42 protein-coding genes and 1 pseudogene are annotated in these 25455 nt (G+C 60.8%); 1 reads left to right on the forward strand and 42 read right to left on the reverse strand.

Translation table 11 applies throughout. The features are described from left to right. Position 1: 1 nt before the first annotated feature. From LG374_RS05210 to LG374_RS05315, 22 genes and pseudogenes are all read right to left on the reverse strand, one after another. Positions 2-2188: a phage tail tape measure protein gene (locus tag LG374_RS05210; protein ID WP_225756694.1), complete on the reverse strand. Its 2187-nt coding sequence runs from the start codon at positions 2186-2188 to the stop codon at positions 2-4. A 150-nt stretch (positions 2189-2338) separates the two neighbouring features. Then, positions 2339-2716: a hypothetical protein gene (locus LG374_RS05215; RefSeq protein WP_006984827.1), complete on the reverse strand. Its 378-nt coding sequence runs from the start codon at positions 2714-2716 to the stop codon at positions 2339-2341. A 65-nt stretch (positions 2717-2781) separates the two neighbouring features. Then, positions 2782-3156, reverse strand: coding sequence for a phage tail protein (locus LG374_RS05220; protein ID WP_115612657.1), 375 nt, complete (start codon positions 3154-3156; stop codon positions 2782-2784). Positions 3157-3165: 9 nt separating this feature from the next. Continuing rightward, positions 3166-4590 carry a phage tail sheath C-terminal domain-containing protein gene (locus LG374_RS05225; protein ID WP_225756695.1) on the reverse strand — a complete coding sequence of 475 codons (1425 nt, stop codon included), beginning with the start codon at positions 4588-4590 and terminating at the stop codon, positions 3166-3168. Then, positions 4577-4780 (reverse strand): DUF2635 domain-containing protein, encoded by a 204-nt coding sequence (locus tag LG374_RS05230; protein ID WP_225756696.1) that lies wholly within the window; start codon positions 4778-4780, stop codon positions 4577-4579. Before LG374_RS05230 ends, LG374_RS05225 begins: the two co-directional genes overlap by 14 nt. Continuing rightward, entirely contained in the window at positions 4777-5430 is a 654-nt protein-coding gene (locus LG374_RS05235) for a phage protein Gp37 (protein WP_225756697.1), read from the reverse strand. The genes LG374_RS05230 and LG374_RS05235 overlap by 4 nt, the downstream gene beginning before the upstream one ends. Then, complete coding sequence (locus tag LG374_RS05240) at positions 5414-5833, reverse strand: gp436 family protein (protein ID WP_115612660.1); 420 nt, start codon at positions 5831-5833, stop codon at positions 5414-5416. Before LG374_RS05240 ends, LG374_RS05235 begins: the two co-directional genes overlap by 17 nt. After that, entirely contained in the window at positions 5830-6255 is a 426-nt protein-coding gene (locus LG374_RS05245; protein WP_115612661.1) for a hypothetical protein, read from the reverse strand. The genes LG374_RS05240 and LG374_RS05245 overlap by 4 nt, the downstream gene beginning before the upstream one ends. Before the next feature lie 9 nt (positions 6256-6264). Beyond that, a pseudogene (locus LG374_RS12515) lies at positions 6265-7175 on the reverse strand (Mu-like prophage major head subunit gpT family protein). Next, positions 7172-8224: a phage protease gene (locus tag LG374_RS05255; RefSeq protein WP_225756698.1), complete on the reverse strand. Its 1053-nt coding sequence runs from the start codon at positions 8222-8224 to the stop codon at positions 7172-7174. Before LG374_RS05255 ends, LG374_RS12515 begins: the two are co-directional and overlap by 4 nt. 332 nt (positions 8225-8556) lie before the next feature. Beyond that, positions 8557-9648 (reverse strand): ImmA/IrrE family metallo-endopeptidase, encoded by a 1092-nt coding sequence (locus LG374_RS05260; protein WP_225756699.1) that lies wholly within the window; start codon positions 9646-9648, stop codon positions 8557-8559. 2 nt (positions 9649-9650) lie between these two features. Then, positions 9651-10286 (reverse strand): hypothetical protein, encoded by a 636-nt coding sequence (locus LG374_RS05265; RefSeq protein ID WP_225756700.1) that lies wholly within the window; start codon positions 10284-10286, stop codon positions 9651-9653. Between the two features lie 111 nt (positions 10287-10397). Beyond that, positions 10398-10667, reverse strand: coding sequence for a HigA family addiction module antitoxin (locus tag LG374_RS05270; protein ID WP_225756701.1), 270 nt, complete (start codon positions 10665-10667; stop codon positions 10398-10400). 2 nt (positions 10668-10669) lie between these two features. Further along, entirely contained in the window at positions 10670-11149 is a 480-nt protein-coding gene (locus LG374_RS05275) for a phage virion morphogenesis protein (RefSeq protein ID WP_225756702.1), read from the reverse strand. Continuing rightward, positions 11149-11517 (reverse strand): hypothetical protein, encoded by a 369-nt coding sequence (locus LG374_RS05280; RefSeq protein WP_225756703.1) that lies wholly within the window; start codon positions 11515-11517, stop codon positions 11149-11151. Before LG374_RS05280 ends, LG374_RS05275 begins: the two co-directional genes overlap by 1 nt. Beyond that, the gene (locus LG374_RS05285) at positions 11514-13154 is read right to left on the reverse strand and encodes a phage minor head protein (RefSeq protein WP_225756704.1); all 1641 of its coding nucleotides are present in this window, start codon (positions 13152-13154) and stop codon (positions 11514-11516) included. Before LG374_RS05285 ends, LG374_RS05280 begins: the two co-directional genes overlap by 4 nt. Then, on the reverse strand, positions 13141-14745 hold the full coding sequence (locus LG374_RS05290; protein WP_225756705.1) for a DUF935 domain-containing protein: 1605 nt from the start codon (positions 14743-14745) through the stop codon (positions 13141-13143). Before LG374_RS05290 ends, LG374_RS05285 begins: the two co-directional genes overlap by 14 nt. Before the next feature lie 9 nt (positions 14746-14754). Beyond that, entirely contained in the window at positions 14755-16377 is a 1623-nt protein-coding gene (terL, locus tag LG374_RS05295; RefSeq protein WP_225756706.1) for a phage terminase large subunit, read from the reverse strand. Between the two features lie 77 nt (positions 16378-16454). Then, positions 16455-16658: a hypothetical protein gene (locus LG374_RS05300; protein WP_225756707.1), complete on the reverse strand. Its 204-nt coding sequence runs from the start codon at positions 16656-16658 to the stop codon at positions 16455-16457. A gap of 1 nt (position 16659) precedes the next feature. Then, positions 16660-17292, reverse strand: coding sequence for a Rha family transcriptional regulator (locus tag LG374_RS05305; RefSeq protein WP_225756708.1), 633 nt, complete (start codon positions 17290-17292; stop codon positions 16660-16662). Then, positions 17282-17494 carry a hypothetical protein gene (locus LG374_RS05310; RefSeq protein WP_225756709.1) on the reverse strand — a complete coding sequence of 71 codons (213 nt, stop codon included), beginning with the start codon at positions 17492-17494 and terminating at the stop codon, positions 17282-17284. Before LG374_RS05310 ends, LG374_RS05305 begins: the two co-directional genes overlap by 11 nt. An 11-nt stretch (positions 17495-17505) precedes the next feature. Continuing rightward, entirely contained in the window at positions 17506-17697 is a 192-nt protein-coding gene (locus LG374_RS05315; protein WP_225756710.1) for a DNA-binding protein, read from the reverse strand. A 130-nt stretch (positions 17698-17827) separates the two neighbouring features. Between LG374_RS05315 and LG374_RS05320 the strand changes: the two genes are divergently transcribed. After that, entirely contained in the window at positions 17828-18229 is a 402-nt protein-coding gene (locus LG374_RS05320) for a hypothetical protein (protein ID WP_225756711.1), read from the forward strand. Positions 18230-18241: 12 nt separating this feature from the next. On the opposite strand, the gene LG374_RS05325 is transcribed toward LG374_RS05320, so the two are convergent. The 20 genes from LG374_RS05325 to LG374_RS05420 form a co-directional block, all read right to left on the reverse strand. Continuing rightward, on the reverse strand, positions 18242-18739 hold the full coding sequence (locus LG374_RS05325; protein ID WP_225756712.1) for a DUF1804 family protein: 498 nt from the start codon (positions 18737-18739) through the stop codon (positions 18242-18244). 3 nt (positions 18740-18742) lie between these two features. Continuing rightward, the gene (locus LG374_RS05330) at positions 18743-18973 is read right to left on the reverse strand and encodes a hypothetical protein (RefSeq protein ID WP_225756713.1); all 231 of its coding nucleotides are present in this window, start codon (positions 18971-18973) and stop codon (positions 18743-18745) included. Further along, positions 18970-19248: a hypothetical protein gene (locus tag LG374_RS05335; protein WP_225756714.1), complete on the reverse strand. Its 279-nt coding sequence runs from the start codon at positions 19246-19248 to the stop codon at positions 18970-18972. The genes LG374_RS05330 and LG374_RS05335 overlap by 4 nt, the downstream gene beginning before the upstream one ends. Further along, positions 19245-19553 carry a hypothetical protein gene (locus tag LG374_RS05340; protein ID WP_225756715.1) on the reverse strand — a complete coding sequence of 103 codons (309 nt, stop codon included), beginning with the start codon at positions 19551-19553 and terminating at the stop codon, positions 19245-19247. The genes LG374_RS05335 and LG374_RS05340 overlap by 4 nt, the downstream gene beginning before the upstream one ends. Next, positions 19537-19776, reverse strand: a complete 240-nt coding sequence (locus LG374_RS05345) for a hypothetical protein (protein ID WP_225756716.1) — start codon at positions 19774-19776, stop codon at positions 19537-19539. Before LG374_RS05345 ends, LG374_RS05340 begins: the two co-directional genes overlap by 17 nt. Continuing rightward, positions 19766-20008: a DUF2644 domain-containing protein gene (locus tag LG374_RS05350; RefSeq protein WP_225756717.1), complete on the reverse strand. Its 243-nt coding sequence runs from the start codon at positions 20006-20008 to the stop codon at positions 19766-19768. Before LG374_RS05350 ends, LG374_RS05345 begins: the two co-directional genes overlap by 11 nt. Then, positions 20005-20535 (reverse strand): N-acetylmuramoyl-L-alanine amidase, encoded by a 531-nt coding sequence (locus LG374_RS05355; protein ID WP_225756718.1) that lies wholly within the window; start codon positions 20533-20535, stop codon positions 20005-20007. Before LG374_RS05355 ends, LG374_RS05350 begins: the two co-directional genes overlap by 4 nt. 107 nt (positions 20536-20642) lie before the next feature. After that, complete coding sequence (locus tag LG374_RS05360) at positions 20643-21107, reverse strand: Mor transcription activator family protein (protein ID WP_225756719.1); 465 nt, start codon at positions 21105-21107, stop codon at positions 20643-20645. Then, positions 21094-21525 (reverse strand): gp16 family protein, encoded by a 432-nt coding sequence (locus tag LG374_RS05365; RefSeq protein WP_225756720.1) that lies wholly within the window; start codon positions 21523-21525, stop codon positions 21094-21096. The genes LG374_RS05360 and LG374_RS05365 overlap by 14 nt, the downstream gene beginning before the upstream one ends. Continuing rightward, the gene (locus LG374_RS05370) at positions 21522-21683 is read right to left on the reverse strand and encodes a hypothetical protein (RefSeq protein ID WP_006984855.1); all 162 of its coding nucleotides are present in this window, start codon (positions 21681-21683) and stop codon (positions 21522-21524) included. The genes LG374_RS05365 and LG374_RS05370 overlap by 4 nt, the downstream gene beginning before the upstream one ends. After that, positions 21680-22042 carry a hypothetical protein gene (locus LG374_RS05375; protein ID WP_225756721.1) on the reverse strand — a complete coding sequence of 121 codons (363 nt, stop codon included), beginning with the start codon at positions 22040-22042 and terminating at the stop codon, positions 21680-21682. The genes LG374_RS05370 and LG374_RS05375 overlap by 4 nt, the downstream gene beginning before the upstream one ends. A gap of 9 nt (positions 22043-22051) precedes the next feature. Then, the gene (locus LG374_RS05380; protein WP_225756722.1) at positions 22052-22531 is read right to left on the reverse strand and encodes a hypothetical protein; all 480 of its coding nucleotides are present in this window, start codon (positions 22529-22531) and stop codon (positions 22052-22054) included. Then, positions 22528-22710, reverse strand: coding sequence for a hypothetical protein (locus tag LG374_RS05385; protein WP_225756723.1), 183 nt, complete (start codon positions 22708-22710; stop codon positions 22528-22530). Before LG374_RS05385 ends, LG374_RS05380 begins: the two co-directional genes overlap by 4 nt. An 11-nt stretch (positions 22711-22721) precedes the next feature. Next, positions 22722-22886: a MarR family transcriptional regulator gene (locus tag LG374_RS05390; RefSeq protein WP_225756724.1), complete on the reverse strand. Its 165-nt coding sequence runs from the start codon at positions 22884-22886 to the stop codon at positions 22722-22724. 2 nt (positions 22887-22888) lie between these two features. Beyond that, positions 22889-23068, reverse strand: a complete 180-nt coding sequence (locus LG374_RS05395; protein WP_225756725.1) for a hypothetical protein — start codon at positions 23066-23068, stop codon at positions 22889-22891. Then, positions 23068-23280, reverse strand: coding sequence for a hypothetical protein (locus LG374_RS05400; protein WP_225756726.1), 213 nt, complete (start codon positions 23278-23280; stop codon positions 23068-23070). The genes LG374_RS05395 and LG374_RS05400 overlap by 1 nt, the downstream gene beginning before the upstream one ends. Beyond that, a complete protein-coding gene (locus tag LG374_RS05405) occupies positions 23277-23798 on the reverse strand; it encodes a host-nuclease inhibitor Gam family protein (protein ID WP_225756727.1) in 522 nt (173 codons plus the stop codon). Before LG374_RS05405 ends, LG374_RS05400 begins: the two co-directional genes overlap by 4 nt. Positions 23799-23823: 25 nt before the next feature. Further along, entirely contained in the window at positions 23824-24339 is a 516-nt protein-coding gene (locus tag LG374_RS05410; RefSeq protein ID WP_225756728.1) for a hypothetical protein, read from the reverse strand. Continuing rightward, entirely contained in the window at positions 24336-24551 is a 216-nt protein-coding gene (locus LG374_RS05415; protein WP_225756729.1) for a molybdopterin biosynthesis protein MoeC, read from the reverse strand. The genes LG374_RS05410 and LG374_RS05415 overlap by 4 nt, the downstream gene beginning before the upstream one ends. A 20-nt stretch (positions 24552-24571) precedes the next feature. Continuing rightward, the gene (locus LG374_RS05420; protein WP_225756730.1) at positions 24572-25453 is read right to left on the reverse strand and encodes an AAA family ATPase; all 882 of its coding nucleotides are present in this window, start codon (positions 25451-25453) and stop codon (positions 24572-24574) included. Positions 25454-25455: the final 2 nt, after the last annotated feature.

Below are 25455 nucleotides of genomic sequence, written 5' to 3' on the forward strand. Positions count from 1 at the left end.
CTTAATTTCTTCGTGCGTCGCGGGCGGCAGCCTCTTGCTGCGCCGCGACAATATTGCCGTTTTGCACGGATACCTCGACGCGCTGCGCCTGGCTGGCGGCACGCTCCATCGTTGCCGCTGCCGCCTGCATCCGCTGTGCCGCCGCATCCATATCACGCGCCTGAGTCGCCTGCGTGGTGGCGTGCTTGTCCACCGCGACGCGCATCACCCGCGCCGCCTCTGCCTCCTCGGCGGCAATCATCGCCGCGCGCTGCTCGTTAATCTCAAGATAACCTTGGGCATTGTCGTTACCCATTGCCGCCATTGCCCGACCGACACCCTCGCCGATGACGTCGTACAACCCCGACCAAAAGCCCGTGCTGCGCGCCGTGCCATCCGCTTCGCGCCGTGCAATGGCATCCTGGGCAAAATCCGAACCAAGTGTTGCCATCACCCGTGTGCCGACCTCGCCGATGGCGTCGGCGTACTCGCGTCCGGAGGCGGACTCGTCCAGATTGTTATAGACCTGTGTACCGTAGGACCATCCGCCGAGACCGGCGGCAAAGACGCCCAGCGCGCCACTGGCCTTACCAACCGCCGTGGCAAGGCCTCGTATGGCAGTACCAAGACCGCCGAGACCGCCGCCAAAGGCAATCGTCGCCAGTCCGGCCGCACCGGCCGCTGCCGCCAGCGCTTTCAGGGCGGTGACGGCGCCGGAGAGGGCCGCTGCCCACTCCGGATTGTCGGCGGCAGCATCGGCGGCCTTGCCTGCCGCCGCGCCGACTTTTTCAGCGGCGGGACTCATGGCACGGTATTCCGCGTCTGCGGCCAGTGCTTTGGCGCGTTCCGCTTGCGCCCAGCCGCGCTGGAGGATAAAGGCATTGTCCTGGGCAATCGTTCCCTTCGCGTTTTTTTGTCCCTCCATCAAGTCCCGCATCATCTGCGGGTTTTTCATGATCGGGATAAGGGCGGCGAAGGCTTGCCGGTCGGAAACCAGTTGCGACACCGCCGCGCCCTCAAACAGCTGCTTGCGCGATTCAAGGATGGCAATCGCCTCTTCGGTGTTGCCCGCTTTCGCCAGCTCTTTCATGAGCTGTTGGCTCTTTTTGTCCTTCGCGGCCACTTCGCGGGTGATGTCGACAAAAGCCTCCATCGAGCTCATGCCCTTCGCCATGCGGCGGTCAAGGCTTTTGTAATAATCAAAGCCCTCGCGCCCGTTGATGGTGATGTTTTTGGCCTTGTTTTTGGTGTCCTCACTGATGACTTTGGTGAGGAGATTGGCGAGGTTGTTGCCCGCCTCGTCGGCGCTACCGGCGGCGGTAAAGGCAATCTGTGCCCCCGACAGGATTTGCGAGAATTTGTCCTTGTCACCCGCCATACCGACTGCCTGCCCTTGCGCAAGCAGTTGCGGCAACCAACGTGCCATGTCGCGAAACTCAAAGCCGCCGTCCTTGCCGGATTTGACGGCGCGGTCGAGCAACTCCGGGATGTCGTCCAGCTTGAAGCCGTTTTGCAGCGCCTTGACCGTGACCGTTGCCACCTCTTCGGCGGTTGCGCCAGAAGCGCTCGAGGCGGCCATCAGCGACGGCAGCACCGTTTGCGCGTCTTGGGCGTTGACCGCGCCGGAAGACACCATCGCGGCAAGCGCCGCCACTGCGTCCTCACGCGAGCCGCCGGAGGAAGCCACCGCCTTGCGGATGGTCTCGTTAATCGTGGCAATACCCGTCGTTTTTTCGGCAATAGAGCCGCCCTCGTACATGGTGTTGGCGAGGTAGGTAAGCTGCTTGTCAAACGCCCAGGTGCGGTCTATCGGGCTTTTTAGTGTCGCCACGCCGGCGGTAATGCCGGCGCCAATAGCGGCCATGCCGCGCATCGCGGCCGCTACTTTGCTGGTGCCGCGCATCTCCGCGTTGAGCTCGCGCACCCGCGAGCGGTGCCGCTCCGTGGCGCGCGCCAGCTCGTTTTGCGTGGCAATACCGCTGCGGCGCAGATTGAGCAGCGCCCGCTCACTGGCGCGGATTTCCGCCTGGATTTGCCGCTCGCCTCTAATACCAAGCTGCGCCATCGCCCGCGACGCCTGGCCGCGCCGTTGCAGGTCGCGGTTAAAGTTATTGTTGGCGCGCGAGGTCTGGCCGGTCAGACGGGCGAGTGCCGCCGAGGCCTGGTCGCGCAACTGGATCGCGAGCTGGATGATGTTACTCCCCGCCATGCTGACTCCGTCTCTTGGCAATGATGGTGCGTCCGCCGCTGCTGTCGCTGCTCTCTTGTGGGGTGAGTGCGGCCAGCCACGCCAGCGCCTCGTCTCTGCTCATCGCGATGACCCTGTCATAAGGCAGGCCGGCGGCAAGCAGACGCATAATCAGGCGGCGCCAGAGGTTGCCGCGTCGGACAAACTCAGCCGCTTTTTTTTCAACGCGGCACTCGCTGCGTAGAGCGCATCAAAATCCGGGGCAGCGATGCTCGCGCGCAGCACCTCGTAATCCGGCACCTCTGTCAGCGAGCCGAGACGGGTGATGCTGGCAAGCGTCAGATAGATGGATTGTGCCAGTGGTGCCAGTCCACGCTCCTCCGCCGCCATCTGGTCGGCCAGCGTCGGCAGACGCAAGGCAAAGTCATAATGCAGCGTGCCGTCCACATCCGCGCCGAAAAGCAGGCGACCACTGGCGCTGCGTCCGTCATCGGCAACTTCCACCGCAAAGCGCTTGATGTCTGCCTCTAAGTCTTTTTCGTCGTACATAAAAACCCCGTTAAATCTGCTTTAAAAAAGCCCCCTTGCGGGGGCAAGCCTCTCTCTCTCAACAATCATTCGATAACGCGGCGGATGGCGAAGCCGGTGATATCAATCACGGCCTCGTTGTCCACGGTGTAGCTCGCGCCGACCTCGGTCGTGCAAAAGCCGAGATAGCTCTCGCTTTTTGCGCCGGCCACATCCGGCACGAGGGTGATCTTCGCATCCGAGATGCCGCCCCAGTCGATGGCGGTACCGTCGGTCGGGATGACCGCCGACACGGTCACGCTGTACTCGCCGACGCCACGGGTAAAGCCCTTGACGCGGTAGGTACGGTTCATGGTCTTGACCTGTTTGCGCCCGGTACTGTCTTTGACGTCAATCTTGGTGCATTCGATCTCGCGTCCGTCCACATACAGGGTGACGCTGCCCACGTATTCCACGCTCATGTTTCCTCCTTACAGATACAAATCCACAACCGCCGCGAAGACGTGCAGGCCGTTGACCACGTCTGCCGGGATGCGGGCGTCGAGCATCCCCGGATTCTGGCTGTCGCGCTCAACCAGCAGCTTGTCGAGGTTGGCCTCGACGTGTTCGAGGATTTCGAGCTCCTCGCAGCGCATCAGCACGTCAATCAATTCGCTTCTGACCCGCTGCGCCGTCTTGTCGTTCAATTTTTCGCGCGGGAAGCGCAGGGCGATGCGCTGGGTGACGGCGCGGCTGACGTAAATCAGGGTACGCACCGTAGTGACATCCAGCAGGCTCTCGTCGGCGGTGCCGTTACTTGATACGACGTAGGTCGTGATGGCGCGCACAATGCGCGCGGTGGTGCCGTCCGCGCCCGTCTCCACCGGCGCGACGCCGTTGTACAGCGCCGACTCCTGTTCGCTACGCAGGGTCTTGTCTTTGGAAGCGCAGACGGCGATGCCGGGCAGCGCCAGTGTGTTCAGCGGGCGTGCGGGGTCTTCTTCGCTCGCCATCACTACCCCGTAGGCGGCGGCGAGTGCCGATGGCAGCGACGGTGTACCGCGATACCAGGCACACAACATAAAACCGTTATTGAGCTTTTTCGCCAGCGTCGTTGCCTGGGCGAGGCTGCCGCTGTGCCCGTAAATGCCAATCGCCCAGCGTTTTTCATAGGGATTGGCGACGGTTTCGAGGTGGCGGCGCAGCTTGAGCAAGTTCTCCTCGCCGTTAAAGCCGCAGACGATGATGTCATGCCCCTCGGCGGCCACCGCCGAGAGCGCCGGCGCAATGTCGGGGTCGCCGTCGCCACCGCTGAGAGTAGTTGCCTGCACGCCAATCCCGGCGGCGCTGACCGTGGCGGCGAGCGTGATGCTGTTGCCCTCGGTGCCCTTGTTTTTGGCACTGATGTTGATGGTGGCGTCATTGGCGGCTGCCGTCACCGGCAGGCTGGTGTTATCGTTGATGGCCTTGGCGGCAGCCTCGGCGACGGTCTTGGCGGTGTCGTCGCGATTAACGGCGACCAGCAACGTATCGGCGGCGCCAAGGATGATGCGTAGGATGCCATCACTGGTTGCCGTGCCACTGATGACCAGGCTGCCTTTGGCGGCAACCCCGGCACTATGGTCGGCGATAGTAATCAGCGACAGCGCCGCATTGGCGTAGGCGGTGAGCGCGGCGCGCACCATCAAATGCGCCTGGCTGCCCGCGCCGTAGCGGTTGGCGATGGCATCCTCGCTGACCACTTCGGTCAGTTCGGTCAGCGCGCCGAGGCTCGCGGTGTGCGCGGCCAGCAGCAGCACCTTTTGCCGGTTGGTCGGCAGGTTGCGCAATGCCAGCTTGGTATTCCATTCGAGGTATTGCCCTGGCTTGCGGGTGCTGGAGAGGATTTGCTCAAAGCTGAAATTAGGACTTGCCATTGTCGGCCTCCTTCGCAGTGGCGGTGCGTGGCGCCTCGGTGCGGATGATGTCGCCGTCGGCCAGCGCACGACGGTAATAGGTGCTGTCCTCGACTTCGACCGCGCGCTTGTCGTCAATCAGACGCTGCGGTGCGTACTCCTGCGGCAGGGATAGCCCCGGCGCCGCTTTAATCCAGATGGTGTTGTTCATGGTTTCCTCAGGTTGATATGGGTTGGCATACGTTTCTCGCTGTCGGCAGCGGGGCGGTGCAGGTGGGTACCAACGGCCTCCAGCCATGTTGCGCCTTGGGTTTGCCCGCGATAGCGCAGCAGGATGTTATCGGCAGCGTCCACCGCCTGGCCGTTGTCCACCTCCGGCCAGGCACCATGCGGCAAGGCGGTCTCGATCCAATGCGTGGTAAATTCGCAGGCGAGTACCGACAGGGCCCGCCCCACCTCGCGTTGCGGGGTAAAGAGTGGTCGCACCGCCTTGGGCGTGAGCGGGTCGATGGCGAGGCCAAAGTCCTGCCGTGACAGCAGACGACGCACGCCATAGACGAGGTCATAACTGCCAATCTCCCAATGGCTGGTGCCACCATGACGGCTTGCCGCCTCGCTGCGCGCAGCGGTTGCGGCGACGATGACGGCAAAATCGGCAAAGACTTTGTCCTTGTTGCGCGCCGTCGAAAAGGTCTCGCTTTTGCAGCCGCCAAAGGCGACCCAGGCAGCGGGTAGTTGCACCGCTACCTGAAATATCCCCTCGTCGTCCATCTCGCCGCCGTAGCTGTGGACCCCCGCGACCAGCTCGCCGAGGCCGAGGCTCAGGCGGCGGATGATGGCGGCCTCAACAAGGTTTATCACGACCGAATACCTTGTCTGGCGGCGTCTGCATCACCACCGCGCCGACCGTGTCCACCTCACCCGCCAGCGGCAGCCCCGAAATCCCCGCCTGCCCGCGTGCCACCAGCTTTAAATAGCCGATAGCGGCGTCATAGCGGGCTTGGATGTCATCGGTCAGCTGACGCAATCCGGTAGCAAGACGGTAGCGGGCGATGTCGCAGCAATAGACGGTGAGGATGCGTGGCACGGTCGCAAAGGGACGGCGGTAGCGGTTGAGATAGCCGTCAATCTCGGCAGTGGCGTCATCCAGTGCCAGTTGCACCGTCGCCTCCACCATCTCGCCGCGCCGGGTTAGATCCGAGAGGCCGACCATCGTCGCCTCGCCGTAGCGGGCGAGCATGTCGGCGGGGGTGGCGTAACTCATGCCGCCTCTCCTGCCACTACCGCGCGCACCTCCAGATGCACATCGGCGGCAAGCCGTGCCCAGGCGCCGTCATCCGGCAGCTGGGCACGTGCCACGATGACAAAGGCAGAGCCAAACAGCAGGCCGCAGCGACGGTAAGGCGCGCCATGACGGCTCTTCACCGCGAGAAGCGTCTCCTGCATCACGTCTTCTGGTGCGTAGTCCAGGATGACGGGGGTACCGTCTGCCGGATGTTCCGCCGTGTCTGCGGCGGACATATCCTCGTTTTCAGTGGGCGCAGCCGAGCTCTCCGCACCTGCGGATAGCGTTTCCGTCGGGTTTTCCGTGGGTGTGTCCGTGTTTTCTGCCGGCGTCTCCGCGCTTGCCGTGATTTCGGTTGTGAGGTCATCATCGGCGTCCTGCGTGTCGTTGCGTTTTGCCATATGCCCTCCTTACGCCAACAGCGGCTCGACGTGCAGGCTGAGACGCCCCGCCCATATGTTTGTCGTGCCGTTCTGGATGGTTTGCTCCAGCAGCTCGCGCGCGGTTTCTTCGAGGGCGGGCGGCACCACCAGCAGCGAGGGACGGATGGCGAGCGTCTTGCCGCCGTCGGTCTTAATGGTTTTCATGGTTGCGACCACTTTGGCCAACGCCTCTTTGTTCAACTTGGTTTTCTCGGTCATGTGCGCGAGTTGCCACAAGCCAAAGCCGGCATTGCCACGAGCGCGCACGCCGTAGAGGTAGAGATCCTCCAAAAAGACCTTGTCCGATTTGCTCGGGTCAAACTTTTCTTCAAATTCTGGGCGGGTGCGCTCTTGGTAAATCAGCGGCATCACCACGTTGGTGGTGTCGATGACGTACCAGTTCGGCGCGTCATTGTCGGTGCCGGTGGTGAGGTTGCTCATCGTCGTCGGCGTGCCGGTGCCGTCTTCGTTTGCATACCAGACGTGGTCGGTATCGAAAAAGTTTTGCCCGTCGTAGCAAAGGGTGGTCTTGCCCTTGCCGAGTAGCGTCCAGACGAGGTGTCCGGCAGCTCGGCGGCGGCCACCCCCGCCTGTTTCATAACGGGGCGGTAGATGCCGACCTGGTCATCTTCAATGTCTGCGCGGGCGATGCTGACGGTGGTTTCAAAGGTTTTGTTCTCAATGGCCATCACCTGTGTTGCCATTTTTTTAATCAATCGCGAGCCGACCCATTCGCGCATCTGTGGAAAGGCGCCAAGCCAGCCGTAAGTGTTGGTGCGGGTGGTGGACGGGATGCGCATCGCCACCTTGTTCCAGCTGGGCTCGCGGTGCTTCAGCCCATCGGCAAACTCTTTGCGAAAAGCGGCGGTGAGTGCTTTCAGAATTTCGGTTTTATTCATTTTTTATCCTCTTTTGCTTCGCCTTTAACAGCGGTCTGATACTCTTCGGCGGTCATACCCAGCATTTTTGCGGCAGCGGTTTCTTCCGCCGAGAGTGCCGCGACTTTCCCGGCTTCCGGTGGTGCCTTGCCGTCGGTCTGCGTCTTGGTCAGTGCCGCCAGTGGCTTGACGGTGGCGAGATAGTCGGTGAGCGCTTGTGGGTTGCTTTTCGCCAGGCTCTCCGCCCAGTCTTTTTGCGCGGGCAACAGCCGCCCATCGGCAAGTGCGGCGGTGACCAGCGCGGCGTTGTCGGCCTGAGTGCGTGCCGTTAATTGCGCCTGCAAATCGGCGACCTGCTTTTGCAGCCCGCTCATCACGTCAACGGACACATATTTGCCGGCGTCCGGCGGCGCGGAGAGCGCAGCTTTTAGCGTTGTCTGCCCGCCAAGCTGTTCGGTCAGCGCGGCGAGAGCGGCGGTCAGTGACGCCTTGTCCTTGTCAAAAGTGAGACCAAGCAGGGCATAGAGTTTCTCCAGTTCGTTCATGTCATCTTTCTCTTCGGGTTTTGGGGATTCATCGGGGGTGGCAAACAGCGACAGGGCAGCGGCCAGGGTGACCGCATCCATGCCGTCAAGTGCCGGGGTGTTGGTGAGCGCGGCGGGCAACAGGCTGAGGATGGCGCCGGAGGCGTCGTACTCAAACATCGGGCTGATGTAGCGGTACTCACCGGCGGCAATCGCCGCTTTGGCGGCAGCCGTCCACTGCACGCGGGCATAGAGCCCTTTGCCCTCCTGCCATTCGAGCGCCTCAATCCAGCCGGCGGCGGGGTTGGGGCGGCCATTCGTGCGGGCGTAGAGGGTTTGATGCTCGTAATCCACCAGCAGGCGCGTCTTGCGCGCGGCCAGCACGGCATTGAGGCGGGCGGCGGTCGCCGCGTCCATCTGCCAGTGCGGCGCGTCCGTAGGGCGACCGTCCCCCGCACGGAAATTACCGGCGGGGAAAAGCTGGATGGTGTCGGGCGTATCGGAGTTGGCGGCAAGCGCCGCCGTGTAGAGGGCAATCTTGTTCATGGGCCAAGCATAAGCCCCGCACGGGGGCGGGGCTGGCTGGCGGGTGTCAGTAGGATTGCGGTGGGATTGGCGTTTGTTTGTTTCAACACTCAGGATCGCGCACAACGTGCTATGCGGTGTGCAATCCTGCCGGCAGGGGTGTCTTCCCCTCCCGCATCAATCCTATTCCTGCGGGGGGCGCGCTTCAAGCCTGCCGCGTATAGCTATCGTGATGGCGTTTAAAACCCGTTTAAATCCATTTAATTTTGTTTAAAAGAAGCGGGGTGGTAGTCCTGCCGCGCTTTGCCCTTTACGGGCGTGGGAGGAGCTTATAGGGGGCTGCCGGGAAGCGGCTATTTGAGAATCCGCAGTGACGGTGTTGCCGTCTGCGGCGGTGTGCCCCCGGCTCCACCACCATCAAGCACCTCCGGGCCGAAGGTTAATTCCAGCAAGCGTGGCAAGCCGTATTGCAAATCCCGCGCCATGCCGCTCCGTCCGGGACCTAGTTGTTGCAGGGCGGCAAAGATTTTGTGCCACAGTTGCGATGCTTCAAACGGCAGACCGGGCTGCGGTTCCGTATTGCGTCCCATCTGTGCCAGGGTGATGCAGTTGCTGCGGTACATCCATTCGCTGATGCGCCCCAGCTTGTGCAGGCGGTAATTGAGCGCGGCAGCCGATACCCGCCAGCGCTGCTTGATGATGACCAGTCTGTCCAGCGTACCTGCCCCGACAGGTTCCGCCAGCATAGCATCGCGCGGCATAAGCAATGCCGAGGCAAACTGGTCGGCTTCCTGCTCCGCTTCCCGCCCTTGCGGCTTGCCGCGCGTATGCAGCAATAAATGCCCCAGTTCGTGAGCGAGGTCGAAACGGCAGCGCTCGGCGGTCTTTTGCCGGTTCAGGAAAATCATCGGCAAGCCGTTATGCCAGACGGAAAAGGCATCGACCACGGCGGTATCCATGGCAAGAGAAAACACCATCACGCCGTGGCTTTCCACCACATCCAGCAAATGGGCAATCGGCATCTGTCCCAAGCCCCACGCTTGCCGCAGACAGGCAGCAGCGGTTTCCGGGTCACAATCGGCATAATCCGGAATATCCACAGCGGGCAGGGCCAACCGGTCATTCAACCAGTCCCGGATCTCCGCGCCCATATGCATGGAAGCGACGGCAGTATCCGTTTGCCCTCTTGTCATCTTGCTTCTCGCACGGAAACTGATTTTGTCGCGGTCGGCCTTGTCAATCACCGGGGCATTTTCTTTGTCGAAGTATTCCGGCGGGAAACGCAGGATGCGTGCCAGCGCCAGCAAGGTAGCCCCCTCAGGCTGTTGTTGGCCTGTCTCGTAGTTGGTAATGGTGCGCACACTGACCCCCGCCTGCGTGGCAAGTTCTGTTTTGGAAAGGCCCGCACGGAGGCGGGCAAGGGTCAGACGGTCGGGATTGAACATGGTCAGCTGGTTGTTTTGATACCTACGGGAATGTCTATGGGAGGAGAATCCTGCACCACTGATATTGCCACAGGCAGGAGTTTGTCGGTTGGGATGATTATACGATGGGCAAATGCGGTAAATGCTTTTTCATTAGCCCGCACGGGTAATGACAATTCGGCGCGCACCGTATCGGCGGTGACATAAACCAGCAGATACCAGCGCGGTCGTTGCCCGATGGTGATTTCTTCCCCTGGAAATAATGATAGCTGTCCGTTTATTTCCACTGCCTCATGCGTCATTTTGCCGATACGGCTTTGCTGGCTTGCGACGGTGGACAGGATGCCGGTCCATTTATTGCCTTTCTTCACGGTGAGACCGTAGCCGACTTTTGTATTTACCGTCTGCTCGTCATTTCCCTTCTTGACGGTTTGCCAGTGCCTGCCCAGTGACAACAGGCGTTCGCGCACAATTCCCTGACCCTCGCCGAATACCTTCTGCTCCCGAAAGTTGACCGGCACAAGCGGGCTGGTATGGCGCCATGCCTGTGCTATCAGGGCCACTATTTCCTGCAGCAGCGACATGGACAGTTCCATTGCCTGCAAGCGGACATCGTCCTCCTGATAGTCCGGTAAATCAAAGGATTTCAGGCCATTCATTGTTTATCTCCTGTATATGAATTTCCTGAAATTCTACCTCGATTGAGGTGAAAAAACAAGAAACACACCCGCCGAAACTGGGAATCCGCTCCGCGATGCAACTTCGTCCAGTTATACCCCACCATGCTGAATGGTCCCGGTTTTAGCCCGGTCATACTGGTTTTGCAGATTCATCCATAATTCCGCACTCGTACCAAACGCGGTGGCCAGCTGCTGTGCCGTCTGTGCGGTAATGCCCACCTTGCCGGCAATAATCCGGTTAATCAAGCGTAGCGGCCTCCCAATCATTTTGGCCAGTTCTGTTTGTGTCCATTCGCGCGTATCCAGCTCATCCTTGAGGTATTCCCCCGGATGGAAGGCCGCTTTTTCAATCGTATCCATATTTATTCTCCCGTCAGGTAATCCCCTGCAAACTGCACCATCTCGGCCACATCCTCGTCAGTCAGCTGCAAAAAGGGACGCGCGGGAATGCCGGGGTGGTTGACGCTTTTCCGGAAAATCGTGCGGTTGCCGACCTTGAAAGCCAGCGCCTTGGCGCGGCGCGCGGTGATAACGTGCGGCGCGGTGCCAAACTGGTGATAGGGGGCATAGCTGAGGCTGGAGCCGACCACCGCCTGCTTGCTGTCGCTTTCTGCGGTGATACTGTCGCGCAGCCGTCCGGTATCGAGCAGCGGCCCGCCACGCCGCGCTTTGAGCCCCGCCCATGCTGGGCGGCCACCGGCGCGGAAATTGAGCATCACCGCGCGTTGCATTCTTGCGGCAAGCAGCGCGGTGAGGTCATCGGGGTGTGCGAGCGTGCCCTCGATGCTGTTGAGCAGATTGGTGAGGGGGTCGAGGTTAACGCGGATGTCGAGTTCGGCCATCAGTACGTCATCCCCGGCGGTAATGGTCCGCCCGGGCCGCGAATTCTGTTTATGATCCCGTTGTCTTCCGGCAGGATGTCGTAGCCCGCGTAGAGCAAGGCGGCGAGCAGGTCGTCATCATAGAGCTCCGGGTGCGTCACCGGCCTGTTATAGCTGGGCGGCAAAGCACCGTTGTCAATTCCATCGGCAACGGCGCGGGCAGCGGCGGCCTCAACCAGGGCGACGGCCTGTGCGTCCCCCTCGAAACGGCCCTGGACGAAGCCGAGTGGTGGTTTTAATACTCCCAGCCGCGTCCAGCGCACTGTGCCAAGGGCGGCGCCGTCCCGGCTCAAGACAAAATCAATAATGATGGTTTTGCTTTTTTTCATGGGGTGTACCTTACCAGTAGCGCCAAACCGAAATGCAGGAAATCCGGCTTTGCCGCAAGCTCGGCGAATTTGCGTGGGTCGCCGCCGAGCAGTGCTTCAAAGGTCATGCTCATCATCTCAAGCGGCTGCGGGTCGTTTTCGTCGCCGTACATTCTGCCATAGTAGGGGCTGGGGAAATCGTCGCGTTTGCCCTGCTCATGCTCTTTATAACGTTTGCTACCGGTCATGGCGTTCATGCTTTGTACCGCTTCACCGGCGGTACGTTCCCGCCATATACGGGAAAAATAGCTGTCCAACTCCGGCATGACCCGCTGCAAGCGGTGGGCAAATTCGTGGACGTGGGTGGAGATGATGTAGCGTTTGCTGCCAAAGCTCAAGTCATTCTTGATCAGGCCGTCTCCCTGTTGGAAAGCGGGATTTCTGCCTTTAAACGCCCAGCTAAATTGCTCATAGTCGTATTCGTCCCATAGCGGTAGGGCTTTTTTCCGCATGGCGGTGATAAAGGCAGCGGCATCATCCGGTGTGTGGTGCCAGGCGCGGAGCAGGCTGTTTTCAACCAGCATCCGTCCCATTTTGTTGGAGGCATCAACCCACGCCTTTGGATAGATTCTCAGGCTTTCCACCAGTTCTGCCGCCGTTTCGGCGTCGCTACTGTATGCCGCCACTTCTCCGTCAATGGCAATGCCCTCGCGTCTCATGATTTCGAGGATGCCGAGGTGCGGCTCCTTTTTGGCGATGTATTCGTCCATCACCTCTTTGTAACGTGTATATAGCTGCTCGCCTTCGTGGATGATGCTGTCGCTGCTCGTGAAGCGGCTTTGCTCGGCCAGCCGCTCGGCAAAGGCCGCGCCGTGCTTCTCCGCCGCAATCTGCTGCAATCGGTCGAGATAATTCGCGCCAACATTGCGGTCAAAGCCCACATCGGCGCTGATGACCTGCCCGTTGGGCATTTTCAGCCCACGCGTGGTCACGGTGTCGCCATCGCGTCCGACCAGCTGCTCTACGTCCTCCCACTGCCCCTCGCTGCTCTCGGCAACACGACCCATTGCTTCGAGGTCGCGCGTGCTGTGCTGGATGACATTACAGCGGCAATTAAAGCCATTGGGAGGATAAAACGTTTGCCAAAACGGGTCGTCAATGGGGTAAATATGCCCATCCAGTGCCGCGTGTTCGTCGCGGGTACGGTCATCCATCACCGCCGTGTACTCAAGGTAGGGCATGGCCTTTTGTACGCGCGTGATTTCCTGCCAGCGTCCGGCGGCAAAGGCATTTTTGACGTTGGTGCGGTAGATGGTGTTAAGACGGTGCTCACCAAAGCGCACCGCCAGTTGCTCGCCGGTCTTGCTGTCCACCATCAGGCCGTCATCAAGCAGCCAGCCGTGTTGCGCCATGCGGCCGCCGACATCCTCGCGCCACTCACGCTGCGATTTGCCCTGATTGATGGCTTCTTGCAGCGAGGTGCGCAGTTCCTCTACCACGTCCTCGCGGTAGAGACCCGTGATAAAAAACGCCTGCTGCTCGGCAGCGATTTGCGCCTCGCGCCAGTTGGCGGGGGTGGCGTAGCCTAGGCCCTCAAAATAGCGGACGGCGCGCTCCGGCGGCAGCCCGAGGGCGAAACCGAGGTCAGGCGCGGGCATGGATTTGCCCCCACAGATTGGCGACAAAGAGGGCGCGCGCCAATACCTGCTGCATCTGCGCCCCATCCCAGTCGGGATAAGCCGCGCGCACGTCGGTGGCGAGCGCATCAAGGCTCACGCCCTGTTGCAGCAGCTTGCCGAGATGTTTCGCCAGCGCCTCGCCGCCCTCGTTAAGCGGATTATGCGCGGCGTCGCGATCAAGTATTGCTTCTAGCAGTTGTTGCCCGCTGGCATTGGCCGGCGTGACCGAGAGGGCCGCCTGCCGTGGCGCGCAACAAGGACATCCCGCGCCGGCAAAACCGGCAGCGGCAGCGAGCGGCGCGGGTGTGGCGTTATTGTCGGGCAGGTGCAACACGGCCTCGCCCTCCACCGCCGCCGGAATGGCGAGCTTTTCGCGCGCCCAAGCGGCGGGAATCTGCATGCCGATGCCGACCAGTTTTGGCAGAGCGTCGGCGTAAACGGCAAGGTCTTCGGGTTGTGACAGGTCAAACTCGAAATACGGCATCCGCGCCGGATCAATGCCACCACGGTTGAGCAGTACCAGCGGCGCAATCAACTGCCGTGTCAGTGTTGCCGCCAGTTGACGGGCATCGCTGGCGAGCAGGTCGTGCCGCACCTCGTTATGGACGTTGCCAAGGGCGTTGGTGCTGCTTTTACCGTCGGCCTGGCTGGTCAGGGTGCCGCCGAGGATGATTTTGCTCGCTGTTTTCTCACACCAGCTAATCATGGTCATGTACGCGTCACCGTTGCCGTCGGCGGCATCGAGTAGCTCCAGCGCCATGCCCTCGGGGATGATGCCGGCGGCGTTGTGACCGATGCCGACCACGGCGCGCAGCAGGGTCTTTTTATCCTCCTCGGTGGCACCGGCGCTGTATTTGCCGATGCGCACCGGCAGGCCGTAAATTTCCAAAAATTCGGCGAGGTCGCGGATCGAGTAATTTTTGAAGAGATACGGCCAAACTAATGACCGCATCAACCCGCCGCGTGCGGTGATGCCGCTGCGCGCCTGGGCACGATGCACAATCCAGCCGCAAGGCCACAGCTCCTCGCCCTCCGGATTGCCGTCCACCGCGCGCAGCCGTAATACATTTTTCCGCAGCTGAAACCAGCCCTGCGGCCGGTGCGTAAAGGTGGCGGGCAGCCATAGCCCGTCGCGCTGTTGCCAGGCGATTTCACAGGCGGCAAAGCCGTGGCCGAGCGCGTCAAGCAGGTCGAAAAGCAACGCCTCAAAATCATCCAGTCCGTACAGCCAGCGCTTGACCTCTTCGGCGAGCGCCTGCTCCGCCGCCGTGGCATCCACCGGCGGCAATACCTGCCACGGCAGGCCAATCAGCGCCCGCTTGCGCTTGCTCATCTCCGCAAAAATATGGCCGTCTTTTTCCTCGGCATCGGCAAAAAGCTCCGCCTGCGCGGTGATGTCGCCGTCCTCGGCGGATTCGAGGATGTCGTGCAGTTTCAGCGGCGTCAGCCCGCGTCCGGGATGGTCAAACGTGGTGCCGAGCCGTGCGGCCAACGCTGCGCTCTGTGTGCCTTTTGGGGCTTTAATGCGTTGTTGCACGGCGCTTAATGCCGCCTTAAACCAGTGTTGCATTGTCTCCTCCTACCATGCGCCGTCGCCAAAACGTGCCGCGTCGCTATGACGCGGCACCGCCGTGTAACCCACCTGCTGCCCGCCGTGCGCCACCGCCCCCGCCCACAGCATATGCAGTGCATCCGGTCCGTCATCGTGGTCGGCCTTGGGAAAATGTCTTAACTGGCTGATAAGCGTCGCCTGCTCGCTGTGCAGGCGGATCAGGCCGTTCGCCATATGCGGTTGCAGGCTCTCAATGCGCAGCATCTTGTCACTGTGCGGGCTGACGGCGCGCGCGGGGACGGGGATGCCCTGCGCGGCACTGCGGCGGATAAGCTCCGTCCGCAAAAATTCCTGGAATTGCACCGCCTCGACAAACCACACCAGACAGCGGTAGCGCTGGTGCAGGGCAATGACGTCACTGATGATGCGGTCGGGCAGACGTTTTTTAATCTGCGCTTCGACGACGTAAAGCGTGCCGCTCTGGCGCTCGTAGCCGCCGACAAGGATGGCGGACGGGTCGCGCGCTGCGCCCGCTCTGCCCAAAGAGGGGTCCACCGCGCCAAAATAGACGAGGTCGTGCGGCAGCTCGCTCCAGTACTGGATGACATGGGCAAAGGGGGCGTCCTCGCCGCTGACCGGGTCGTTTTGGTATTCACTGTCGAAGGTGGCATGCCCGTCGCGGGCGCGAATTTTCATCAGTGCCAAAAGCGGTCGCGCCGCCCAGCTCACCACCGCGCCGGCGTCCATCGCGGTGCGGTGCTCGTGGTAATAACGGTCGGCGGCGGCCTCGCCGCTGGACAGATAGAGGCTTTCCCATTCGTCCCACAGCACCATGTCGCTTGGTGGTTTGAGCAGCGCCTTAAAGCGCGCCGTCGTCCACGCCTTGTTGTTGAGGGTGCGCGCCAGCACGCTGTCGTAGTGCAGGATGGTGCCGATATAGACCACGTCCAGCTTTTCGCCGGCGGCGCCCAGCGGCAGCACGGTCTTGGTCAGCCAGCTGTGCAGCTTGTCGCGCTGCTCGGCGCTCCTCACCTGTTCGTCGTTTTCGAGGTCGTCGAGGATGACCAGGTCGGGGCGGTGTGCGCCGTGGCGCAGACCGCGCAGCTTTTTGCCGCTACCGGCGATGGTGATTTTGATGTTGTTGGCGGTGACCACGGTGCCCGCCTGCCATACCCGCCCCTTGCCCGCCGCCTCCGGGAAATCTATGCGCAAACGCGGATTGGCTTCCAGTTCAACCTTGATGGCTTCGAGCATCGGGTAGGCCTGGTCAATACTCTCCATAATCAGCACCGCGTAATGCTTGCGCCCGGTGACGATGCAGTACAGGGTAAAAAGCTGGGTGACGAGGGTGGATTTGGCTTCGCCACGCGGCGCAGCGATGGCGTCCAGCTCGCTTTTCGGGCTTTGCAGGATGCGCGGTAGGCGGTCGAAGAGGTAGCGGTGCAGGTCGCTCTTTTCCGGATGGCGCGTGTAATGCGGGAAATAGTGGGCAACAAAGTAGTCATAGCCCGCGCGCGGGTCGAAGACCAGCTTACGCCGCGCCGCCACCGCCTGAGCGCTGTCGTCCCAGCCCGCATAGTGCGCCTCAATATTGGCACGCAACGACGCCGACAGCGCGGCGAGATTTTCAAAAAATTCGGCTTTTTTCATACAAAAAGACCCCTCAGGATTGAGGGGTCATTCTAGGCAGCGCGCGCGGGGCGCCGTAGTTGGCGGATGTCAGCGGGTTAGGATGCTTCCGCCTCCATTTCCGCTGCATCCAGTGCGGCGGCAAGCTGCGCCAGATAGTGGCGGATGACCGGGGTATAGGCGCTGAGGGTGTATTGGGTGTCGATTTCGTTGAGGGCACCGGTGACCGCGTCGTTGATAAAGCGCAGTTCGTAGGCGAGCGTCTGGGCGCGGCTGATGGCCTGCGAGAGTTGCGGGGTCATGTCACACCTCCCCGTCGGCGAAGCGCAGGCGGCTGCCCTGCGGGGCGGCGAGCGGTAGCGCCTGCTGCTCACCGAAACCGAGCTGTTTGAGGCGGGCGAGGCGGCGACTGATGCTGCGCACCGAGCAGCCGAGCAGTTGCGCGCATTCGCGGCTGCTGAGACCGAGGCGGCGGTAGCGCAGCAGTTTCAGGGCGTCGCCATGCGTCTTGGTGTATGCGTCCTGCAATTCGTCCACCAGCCACAGCAGGCGGCTGTTCTCCGCGCGCAGGATGGTGAGTTCGGCGGTGTTGTCGCGGCTGTTGTGCTGTTCGAGTTCCTGCCAGCGTTTGACGATGGCGGCGGTAAAACGGGGGCAGAGTTGCGCGGCGACGGTGATGCTGTCCAGCTTGCCTTGTTCGCCGCTGAAAAAGTAGGTTTGAGTAGTGTAATTACGTGAATTTCCTTTATTTTCTTGCACGTCCACCATTGGTGGACATGCAATAATTTCTTGCTCAACGAGGCGTTCGATGGTGCGTTTGACGCTGTCGTGGCGGGATTGCACCAGCTCGGCGATTTGCAGGCTGTTCATGTGCTGTGCGTCGTGGCCGTGGAAATCAGCGGCGGTCAGTTGGGGTTTTGTGCTATCATAATTCATGGTTGGATTCCTCGTTCATGGGGGGTTTGACTTGCAACACTTCTTGGATCTCGGTAGATGGGGAAGTGTTGCCCAAAAAGTTTTCAATGGCCGTAACCATAATGCGGTTGGTGCTGGTCTGCCACGTGGTCGCCCGTTCTTTCAGCCGTCGGCCCAACGCCTGTGGCATCCGCACTTGGGTGCGGTAGAGTGGTTTCTGCATATGGTTTCTCCTTACTCGCCCGCCAGTTCAATATTGAGCTTGCGGGCGATTTCTTTACCGCGCCCGTAAAGGCATTTGCTCTGTCCGTTGAGCACGCGGTACACCTCGGTGCTGGTGCAGCCGTTAGCGCGTGCCCAGTCGGATACGGTCAGGTTTTGATCGCGAAACCATTGTTTGGCTTCCGCACGGGTTCTCTTTTTCATTGGATTCTCCAAATTTTTGTCGGATTTCTGTCGCTTGTGTCGCGACAGGTGTTATTATACGTGTTGTCAAAATTGTAGTCAATTTAATATTGTCATATTTGACATATTTTTTAATAACTGGGTGATTTTTATGGCAAAAACTGAAGACCTAAAACGTACTGTGCTGCGTTTGCCGCACGAGCTATACGACGCCGTCGCCGCGCGTGCGGGAGAGGAAAGAACCGCTGTCAATACCATGTTAGTCAACTATATCGAGCGGGGGCTAAAAGACGAACAGCTGCAATTTGATCTTGACCAGATGGCTATTGATCAAATGATCGAAAAAGATTATGAAATCCCTGATGAAGAAGAAATTCTCGCCCTAGTCAATCGCGACTTGGACGATGCCGAACGCGGGCGGATAGCCAAGCGTGTCCTGCTGGAAGGGCTGGTCAAGGCTGTAGATGATGTGCAGATGGGGAAAATCTTTGATCTGCTGGTTTTTGCAATTAACGAATACGACCATTCGGCAAATAAAAAAGAAAAGGAATAGGCAACATACCTCCTACTTCAACTCCTTTTCGAGCATTGCCCCAAACGGGATCAGTTCATCCAAAAACGCCCCCAGCAATTCGGGGCGTTTTGCTTTTATCCAGGCCGCAAATTTTTCCAGCACTTCCAAGGCAACAGCGAGACGCGAGGTTTCCGGCAGCAGTTTTTTGTTGGCACTGATGGCTTTGTTGTAGCTGTCAGAGAGCGAGGTCAGGAGCGTCACCCGTTCGCTCGCCGGGATGTCTTCACGCGCCAGCGCCTCCATCGTCGCCCTAAATTGCAGGACGAGGTCGGTGAGCAGCTGGCGCGCGATGTCTTCGAGTTCCGTGCCCGCCATCGTGTGCGCGGCGCGCAGTTTTTCCCAGTTGTCGCCCGCCACCTCCGCCTTGTCTTTCCAGCGGCGCGCGGTGGCAAAGGACACACCACACTGCCCCGCCGCCACCTCCAGCGAGAGACGCTCAAAGACGTAGAGCCTGCGCAGTTTGTCCTTTGTCGCCTGATCGTGCGCCATGTTTTACATCCCGTATTTGCCGCGCAGCAGAGCGATGCCGACGTTGACGATGCCGCCGCCGAGGATGCCACCGGCAAAGCCAACCACCGCTGCGCGCCGCGTCTGTGAGCGTTCGAGGGTGTCAATACGGGTGAGCAGGCGCTCGTTTTGCGCACGGATTTCGCGCAGGATCAGCATCATGTCGGCAAATGTCGGCTCCTGCTGTTTTTTGTCGGTCATGATGATGTTGCTCATGTTTTGTCTGCCTTGTTGTCGAGTTTGTCGTTAATCCGTTGTGTTTGCCCCTTGACCTCGTTCAAGAGGTCGTAGAGGCGGTTAAACTGATCTTTGGCGTCATCACGACGCTGGTAGTGCTCACCGATGGTGCGCAGCTCGGTATTGAGCTGGCGTTCAATACTGTCCATGCGCTGTTTGTCTTCGTCCTGCCGCTTGTCAATGCCGCGCACCCAGTACCAGCCGATGGCGATCAGCAGGCTGATGATGGTGTTAAACAGCTGTTCTTGCGTCATGGCACAACCTTGCCGCCGATGCAGGCAGCACGCCAGGCACGGTTGTGGATGAGGATTTGCCGCTGCGTTTCCATCGTGTCCTGCCGCGAGGGGTAGATAACGGCGAAACGGTCGCAGGCGCTGTCAATGATGACCGGCGCGCGGCTGGCGCAGCCGGTCAGCAGCAGGGCGAGGAGGAGGGTTGCATACCCATTCCGGGAATTTGGCTGCGAAGGCGGCGCGGCGAAGACAGTATGTGTAATACGGCGAGACGCGCCAACACACGCAGACGATTTACCGGGAGGGGTATTAGTCGCGGTAGTCATCGGCGAGTCCCTCCTGTACGGCGGTGTCATCCATGCGCTGCACATCGGCGGTAATAGCAGCGCGGTCGCGTACGGCGGCGAGTTGTGCAGCGGTAGCGGCAAGGCGTTGTTCGCAGTCGGCGAGCTGTGCCTGCACGCGGTGCAGACGCGCCGTCTGCCATTTGAGGCCGCCGAGTAGCAGGCCGCAGACAGCGGCGGCAGCGAGGATAAGGTTAAGCGTCATCATTGCCTCCTTTATTGCGCTCGCGGTAGGCGGTTACCGCTCCCTTGCTCACGGTCAATCCGCCACAGTAGGCGGCAAACCAGGCGTAGAGGTCGGTGGCGCTGGCGCGGTCAAGGGCTACACTGACAAGCAGGGTGACGGCAAGGACAATAAAGCCGCAAAACTGCACCGTCGCGGTGGTTGAAAGCCGTCCGTCGCTGTTGGTGACGAGTTCGAGGACGCGCGGGCTCATACGACCTCCTCTGCGGTGTGGTCGGGCAGCGGCTGCATCCCTTCTTCCAGCCATTCGGCGACGTCAAAGCCCGGGCAGAGTTTGATCCATTCGTTCGCGGTGATTTTGCCGTCGCCGTTCAGGTCGGGCGAGAGATCGCGATGGCCGCAGATGATGGCGTCGGGATAGCGGCGGACGCAGTCCTGCACGATTTCCGTGAGCGCTGCCCATTGCGCGCGGGTAAAGGCGGTGGTGCCGACCATGCAGATGCCGATAGAGCCGGTGTTGTAACCTTTGACATGCGCACCGGTCTCGCCCTCGGCACGGCCGCTCTCCAGCGTGCCGTCGGTATCGATAATGTAGTGGTAGCCAATCGCCCGTAAATGCGGGTTAAAGGTGTTGATATGCCACGGGCGGCGGGCAAAGCCGCGCCGTGCGTGCATATCGTCGATACGTTGCGCGGCGGTTTGCCGCTCGTTACCGAGCCGCTTGCCGTTGGGTGTCGCGGCGCAGTGGATGATGATGCGTTTAATGGTGTTATCAGCCATAAAAAAGCCCCCTGTTTGTTCAGGGGGCATTGTGGAATTCGGAGCGCCGCCGCGCGGTGTGGCGAATGTCAGTGAGGTAGGGTGCGGACTGCGGTCATGGTAGCACGTTACCAAATAATGCGCGTCTGCCTTGACGCGGGAGGGGTCTGATCGACCTCTTTGAGGATGCGCCAGATGTGGCGGTCGGTGAGGTGGTAGCGGCGCGCAATCTCGCGCACGCTGTCGGCGGCGGTCATGCCGCCGCCAATGGTGTGCCGGTCAAAGGTGGCGCGGATGCGGCGATTGCGCAATTCCAGCGTCAGCCCCTCGCATTTGGGTACCCAGAGCTTACCCTGCGCGCCGTAGGCGTGGCAGAGACGGTCTGCCGCCTCCTCACCGATGATTTCAGCGAGGACGGCGCGGGTGGCTTTACCAGTCACCGTTTTGCCGAGGGCGACTGGAAAGGTGGTGCCGCCGTAGTGGTCAATCAGCATCAGGGTGGCGTCGATACCGATGACAGTAATCAGCGCCAGCACACTGCCCGGCAGCAGGTGAGCGATGTCCGGATATTCGCTTGCGTCAAATACTGCCACGGCCTGCCTCCCGCCGTTGATAGACGGCCAGCGCCTGCATCAGTTTGTGCAGCTCCGGCGGACGCAGCCATTCGACACGCTCGCGTTCAAACATTCGTTTCGCCATGCCGTGCGCGTAGGCCCACGGTAGCTGTTTGTTGGCAAGGATGGCACCGATTTTGTCGAGGATGACGCGGTTTTCCGGCGCCACGCGCGGACGAGCGGCGCGGCCGTGCGCCGGCGTAAAACCGAGGCGGCGCAGGGCGTCAATCACGCCTTTAAGCTCCGGTAGGGTGCAGTCGGCGGCACTGGTTTTGCCGACGGTGCGCGCCAGCAGGGCGCGGTAGTCGTCCTCCTGCATCATCAGCGCACGGCGCGCGGTGTGGATGACTTTAAGCAGGTTTTTGCGGTGGGCTGCCTGGGCGGGTGTCATGGTCATGATGGGGTCTCCATGTCGTGCAATATGGCTTGCAATTTGTTGATGGCGGCGCGTAGTTCTTGCGGCGTCTTGCGCTCGTTGCGCTTGATGTCCACCGCTGTTTGCAGCAGGTGGCAGGCTACGGCAGCAATAACCGCAGCAGTCGTATCGCGAGTCATGTCCGCCCCCAGCGCAGTTTGTCAACGAGCCTTGTCAGCCAGGCGGCGTTGTCCTGGTGGTCTGCCGCTGTCAGCACCGGTGCCGGCAGTGCCGGTGGTGGGGGCGGCGGCGGCAAGTGGTCAAAAAACTGCGCCGGTGACGGCCAGCGGCGGCAGGCGGCGCACAGGCCGGCAAAGGCGCGGGCGACACGCACAGCGTCATCCTCGCGCCACGTCCGCTTGTAGCCGAGGGCGTCCAGCCACACGGTGGCAGTGGCTTGCAGGCTGTCGGCAGGCGGCGCGCCTTCGAGGCGCAGAGCGTAGAGGCGCTGGATGCCGTCGATAACGGCGTTATGTATGGCTTTTGGCAGGGCTGACATGGGGTGTCCTTAGTAGCGTTTCATGTTGGCGAGGGTGGCAAGGCCGCCTCTGGTTTTGCTCGGCGCAGCCTCCATGACCCGCACCGTATTGCCACCGCTGCTTACCGCTGCTTCCGGTTGCCAGTTAGCCAGCACGGTGTAGAGGTAGCCGTGGTTTTTCAGTGGGGGCACGAGGCGGCCGCTATCGCGCGCCTCCAGCACTTGTTGCAGTGCCCACAGCCACGCTTCCAGTGGTGCGTCGCAGGTTTTGCCACCGCGCTCGATGCGCTGCGCGTCTATACCGGCTTGCAGTTCGGTGAGCAGTTTCGCGAGACGCGGCATGGAGAGCACTGATTTCTCCGGCCTAAACAGACCGCAGTAGCGGACGAGGAGGCGGGTCAGCTCGCCGCCGAGGTCAGCGAGCCGGTCCAGGGCGGCGCGCGCGTCATCGTGGGCGATGAGGGCGTCAAGGCTGTTCACCGCGCCACAGCAGGGGCAGCGGATGTTCATTGCTGCCCCCTTTTGCCACCCTGTTGCAGCATCAGCAGCAGCGTCAGCCCGCTGATTGCGGTGTTGCCCAGCAGCAGGCCAACCGCCCCCACGGCCATGTCCTGCCGCAGCATCCCGCCCAGCACCATCACCCCGCCCAGCAGGGCCAGCGTCAGCGCCAGCGCGCATAGTAGGGTCAAGGTACGCCCGTTCATGCTTGCCATCCTTTGAGCTGGGCGAGCAGCAGGTAATCGCTGTGCGAGAGCTGCACCCGCCGCCACCCCTGGCGGATGGTGACGCTGCCGTCGGCGGCGAGGGTGTAGCGCATCTCGGCGCGGCGGCATAGGCGGCGGAGGAGTGTGTTCAAGATTTTCATGGTTATTGCACCTTCGCATGGTTTTTCATTCTGAGATGTAGTTGGTCACCCACGATTTCGATTGCCTCAACGTTGTGTCTGAGTACATCCAAATCGTTAATTTCCAGGCCTTTTCGCTGGATGATTTTGATGACGTCATTCAGGGCATCGTCAAAATCAGGATGATCACGGTTTATAGCCATCAGACAGTCGCCTCGTTTTGTAAGTGTTGGGTGATGGTGGCGCGGTCGTCATCGCTCAGGTAGGGCATGACGTAGTCGCTTTGTAACTGTTGCCATTCGGCAAGCGTCAGTCCCATCGCGTCCACCAGCGTTGTCAGGTTTTCGCCGGCGCGGTGGCGGCCATAGCCGAGTAGTTGCGCTTCGGCCAGTCCCAGTTGTTGTTCGGCGGTCATGGTTGCGTCTCCACTTCAAAGGGGACAATGACAAAGTCTTCTTTGCCGCGCACGACGGTAATACCGGCGATGGTCGCGGCGATGTCCGGCTCGTTCAGCATCGCTTCTTTGTTGACTTCTTCCTTCTGCCGGATAAAGCGCGCGAGGCCTAGGGTGCGCAGGTTTTCCAGCACCGATTCGATACCACGCACCGCAATGGATGGCGGACGCTGCCGCCAGCTCACTTCACCGGTAATCAGGTTCGCGGTTTTGCCGCCGCCGGCAGTAAGTTCGGCGCGATTCGCCTCGCACCACGCCTGGATGCCTTGTTGTAGCGCGGCGGAGCGCTCGGCCAGTGCGTTGAGTGCCGGTTTGGCCTCGTCGGTGAGCTCGGCGATTTTGTCGTTGAGGTCGTGGGTCAGGCGGGCGTGTTCGCGCTGAGTGTCGCCGAGGGCTTTGATCCAGCTCTGGGTTTCCTCGCGGCTTTTCGGGGCTTCGAGGGTCGCGGCTTTGAGACGTTTGTTGCTGGGTTTTGCCATGTCGGGTTCCTGTTTTAAGGTGGGTTTAAGGGTTGGTTAAGGGCAAATCGGCCTGCGCCGCACGGCGCTCGGCCAGATACTGTTGCAGGGCGCGGTTTTCTGCGCGCAGCCAGTCGAGGTGCCGGCGGGCAAGGGTGTCGATACTGTCGTCGGCGGTCATGTCGGCATAGCGGCTGGTTTTTGTGGTCACAAGAGCTTTGTCGTAGTCGTTGCCGTAGTAAAAGAGACTGTAAACGCTGCTCACGCCAATGTTCATCGCCGCATGGGCACGGTCGGCAAAAGTCAGGGCAATCTCCACGGCGCCCCCTTGCCACTTCTCCGCATTGCGGACGAATTCAATTCGGGGCTCATCGCCGCAAATGTCCTGCGCGATTTGCAGCGCACACGTCATGCGGTTTTGGATGTCGGCCAGCATGGCGTTGAGTCTGTCCGCGAGGGGGCGCAAGTCTTCGTGGTAGAGGATAAGCGGGTCGTAATCGCGTTCCCGTACCGCACGGCGGAAGCCTGCCCACAGTTGTTTTTCGGCGTCTGCGCGGTTCATGCGGCCTCCTCGTTGTCGTCTTCCCAAAAACTGTCCATCTCCCAATCTTCGTCCGCACCTTCCGGGGCGATGATTTTTAGTGAGAGTTCGGCGTCTTTGCCGCTGCCTGTTGATAGGACGGGGGCGAGGCGGGTTATGCCTTGTGCCTCCATCACTGCGGCCAGTTCCAGTGAGGCGTTTATCCACGCCTGCATGGCTTGTTCTAGGTCCATGTTTTTCTCCCGTTCGTTGGTTAATCAATCAGCATCTCTGCCATGCGTTTAATCAGCGCCTCGTCCACGGGGCGGCCGTGGTTATCAGCGATTTTCAGCGACCCCCGCAGCAGTTTGGCGAGGCGGCGGGCGTTGCCGCCGCTCACTTGGTAGAGCAGTTCGTTGTGCTCGCCGTTGCCCAGGGTGGCCTCGGCAATCTTGGCGATGTCCTCGGCGGGCAGCGCGTTCTTGATGTCCTGGCAAAAGCCGATGCGGCTGTACAGCTGCTTGTATTCGCCACGTGCGCCGCGCAGGTTGGCGCGCAGGCGCGGCATTCCCGCCAGCACGATGCCGATGCCGGTCAGGTCATGGATGCGGCGCAGGATTTCCAGGGGCTTGAGGCCAAGTAGTTCCGCTTCGTCGACGATCAAGAGGCGTTCGCTGCCGCGCAATTTGTCGCAGATGGCGGTCATCATTTCGTGGTTGGTGCGCGCCGGGGTGAGGCCCAGTGCCGCCGCGATGGTTTGCAGTAACACTTTGGCGTTGTAGGTCGGCTCAACCTCGACCATGACAACGTCGGCATTTTTTTTCGCGTATTCGGTCAGCGCCATTGTTTTGCCCAGCCCAGCCTCACCGATGATGAGATAGATTTCGCCCAGCGAGTGCGCCAGCATTGCGGTTTCGTGGATATGTTTCGCCGTTTTGGTCTTTACAAAGCCGATGTTCACGGCTTTGGCTTTCTCGCGGCTGCGCGCTATCAGTTGCACAACTTTTTCGTCCAGGGCGGCGGTGTCGCCTTTGTACTTGCCTTGCAAGTATTGGTTGACCGTGGCGCTAGACACATCCAGCTTGGCCGCTGTCTGTTGCTGGGTCAGGCCGTGCGCGTCCATGTAAGCGCGCAGGTCGTCTCTTTTGTTGCTCATGT

The organism is Cardiobacterium sp. Marseille-Q4385 (assembly GCF_916618745.1).
Taxonomy (GTDB): domain Bacteria; phylum Pseudomonadota; class Gammaproteobacteria; order Cardiobacteriales; family Cardiobacteriaceae; genus Cardiobacterium.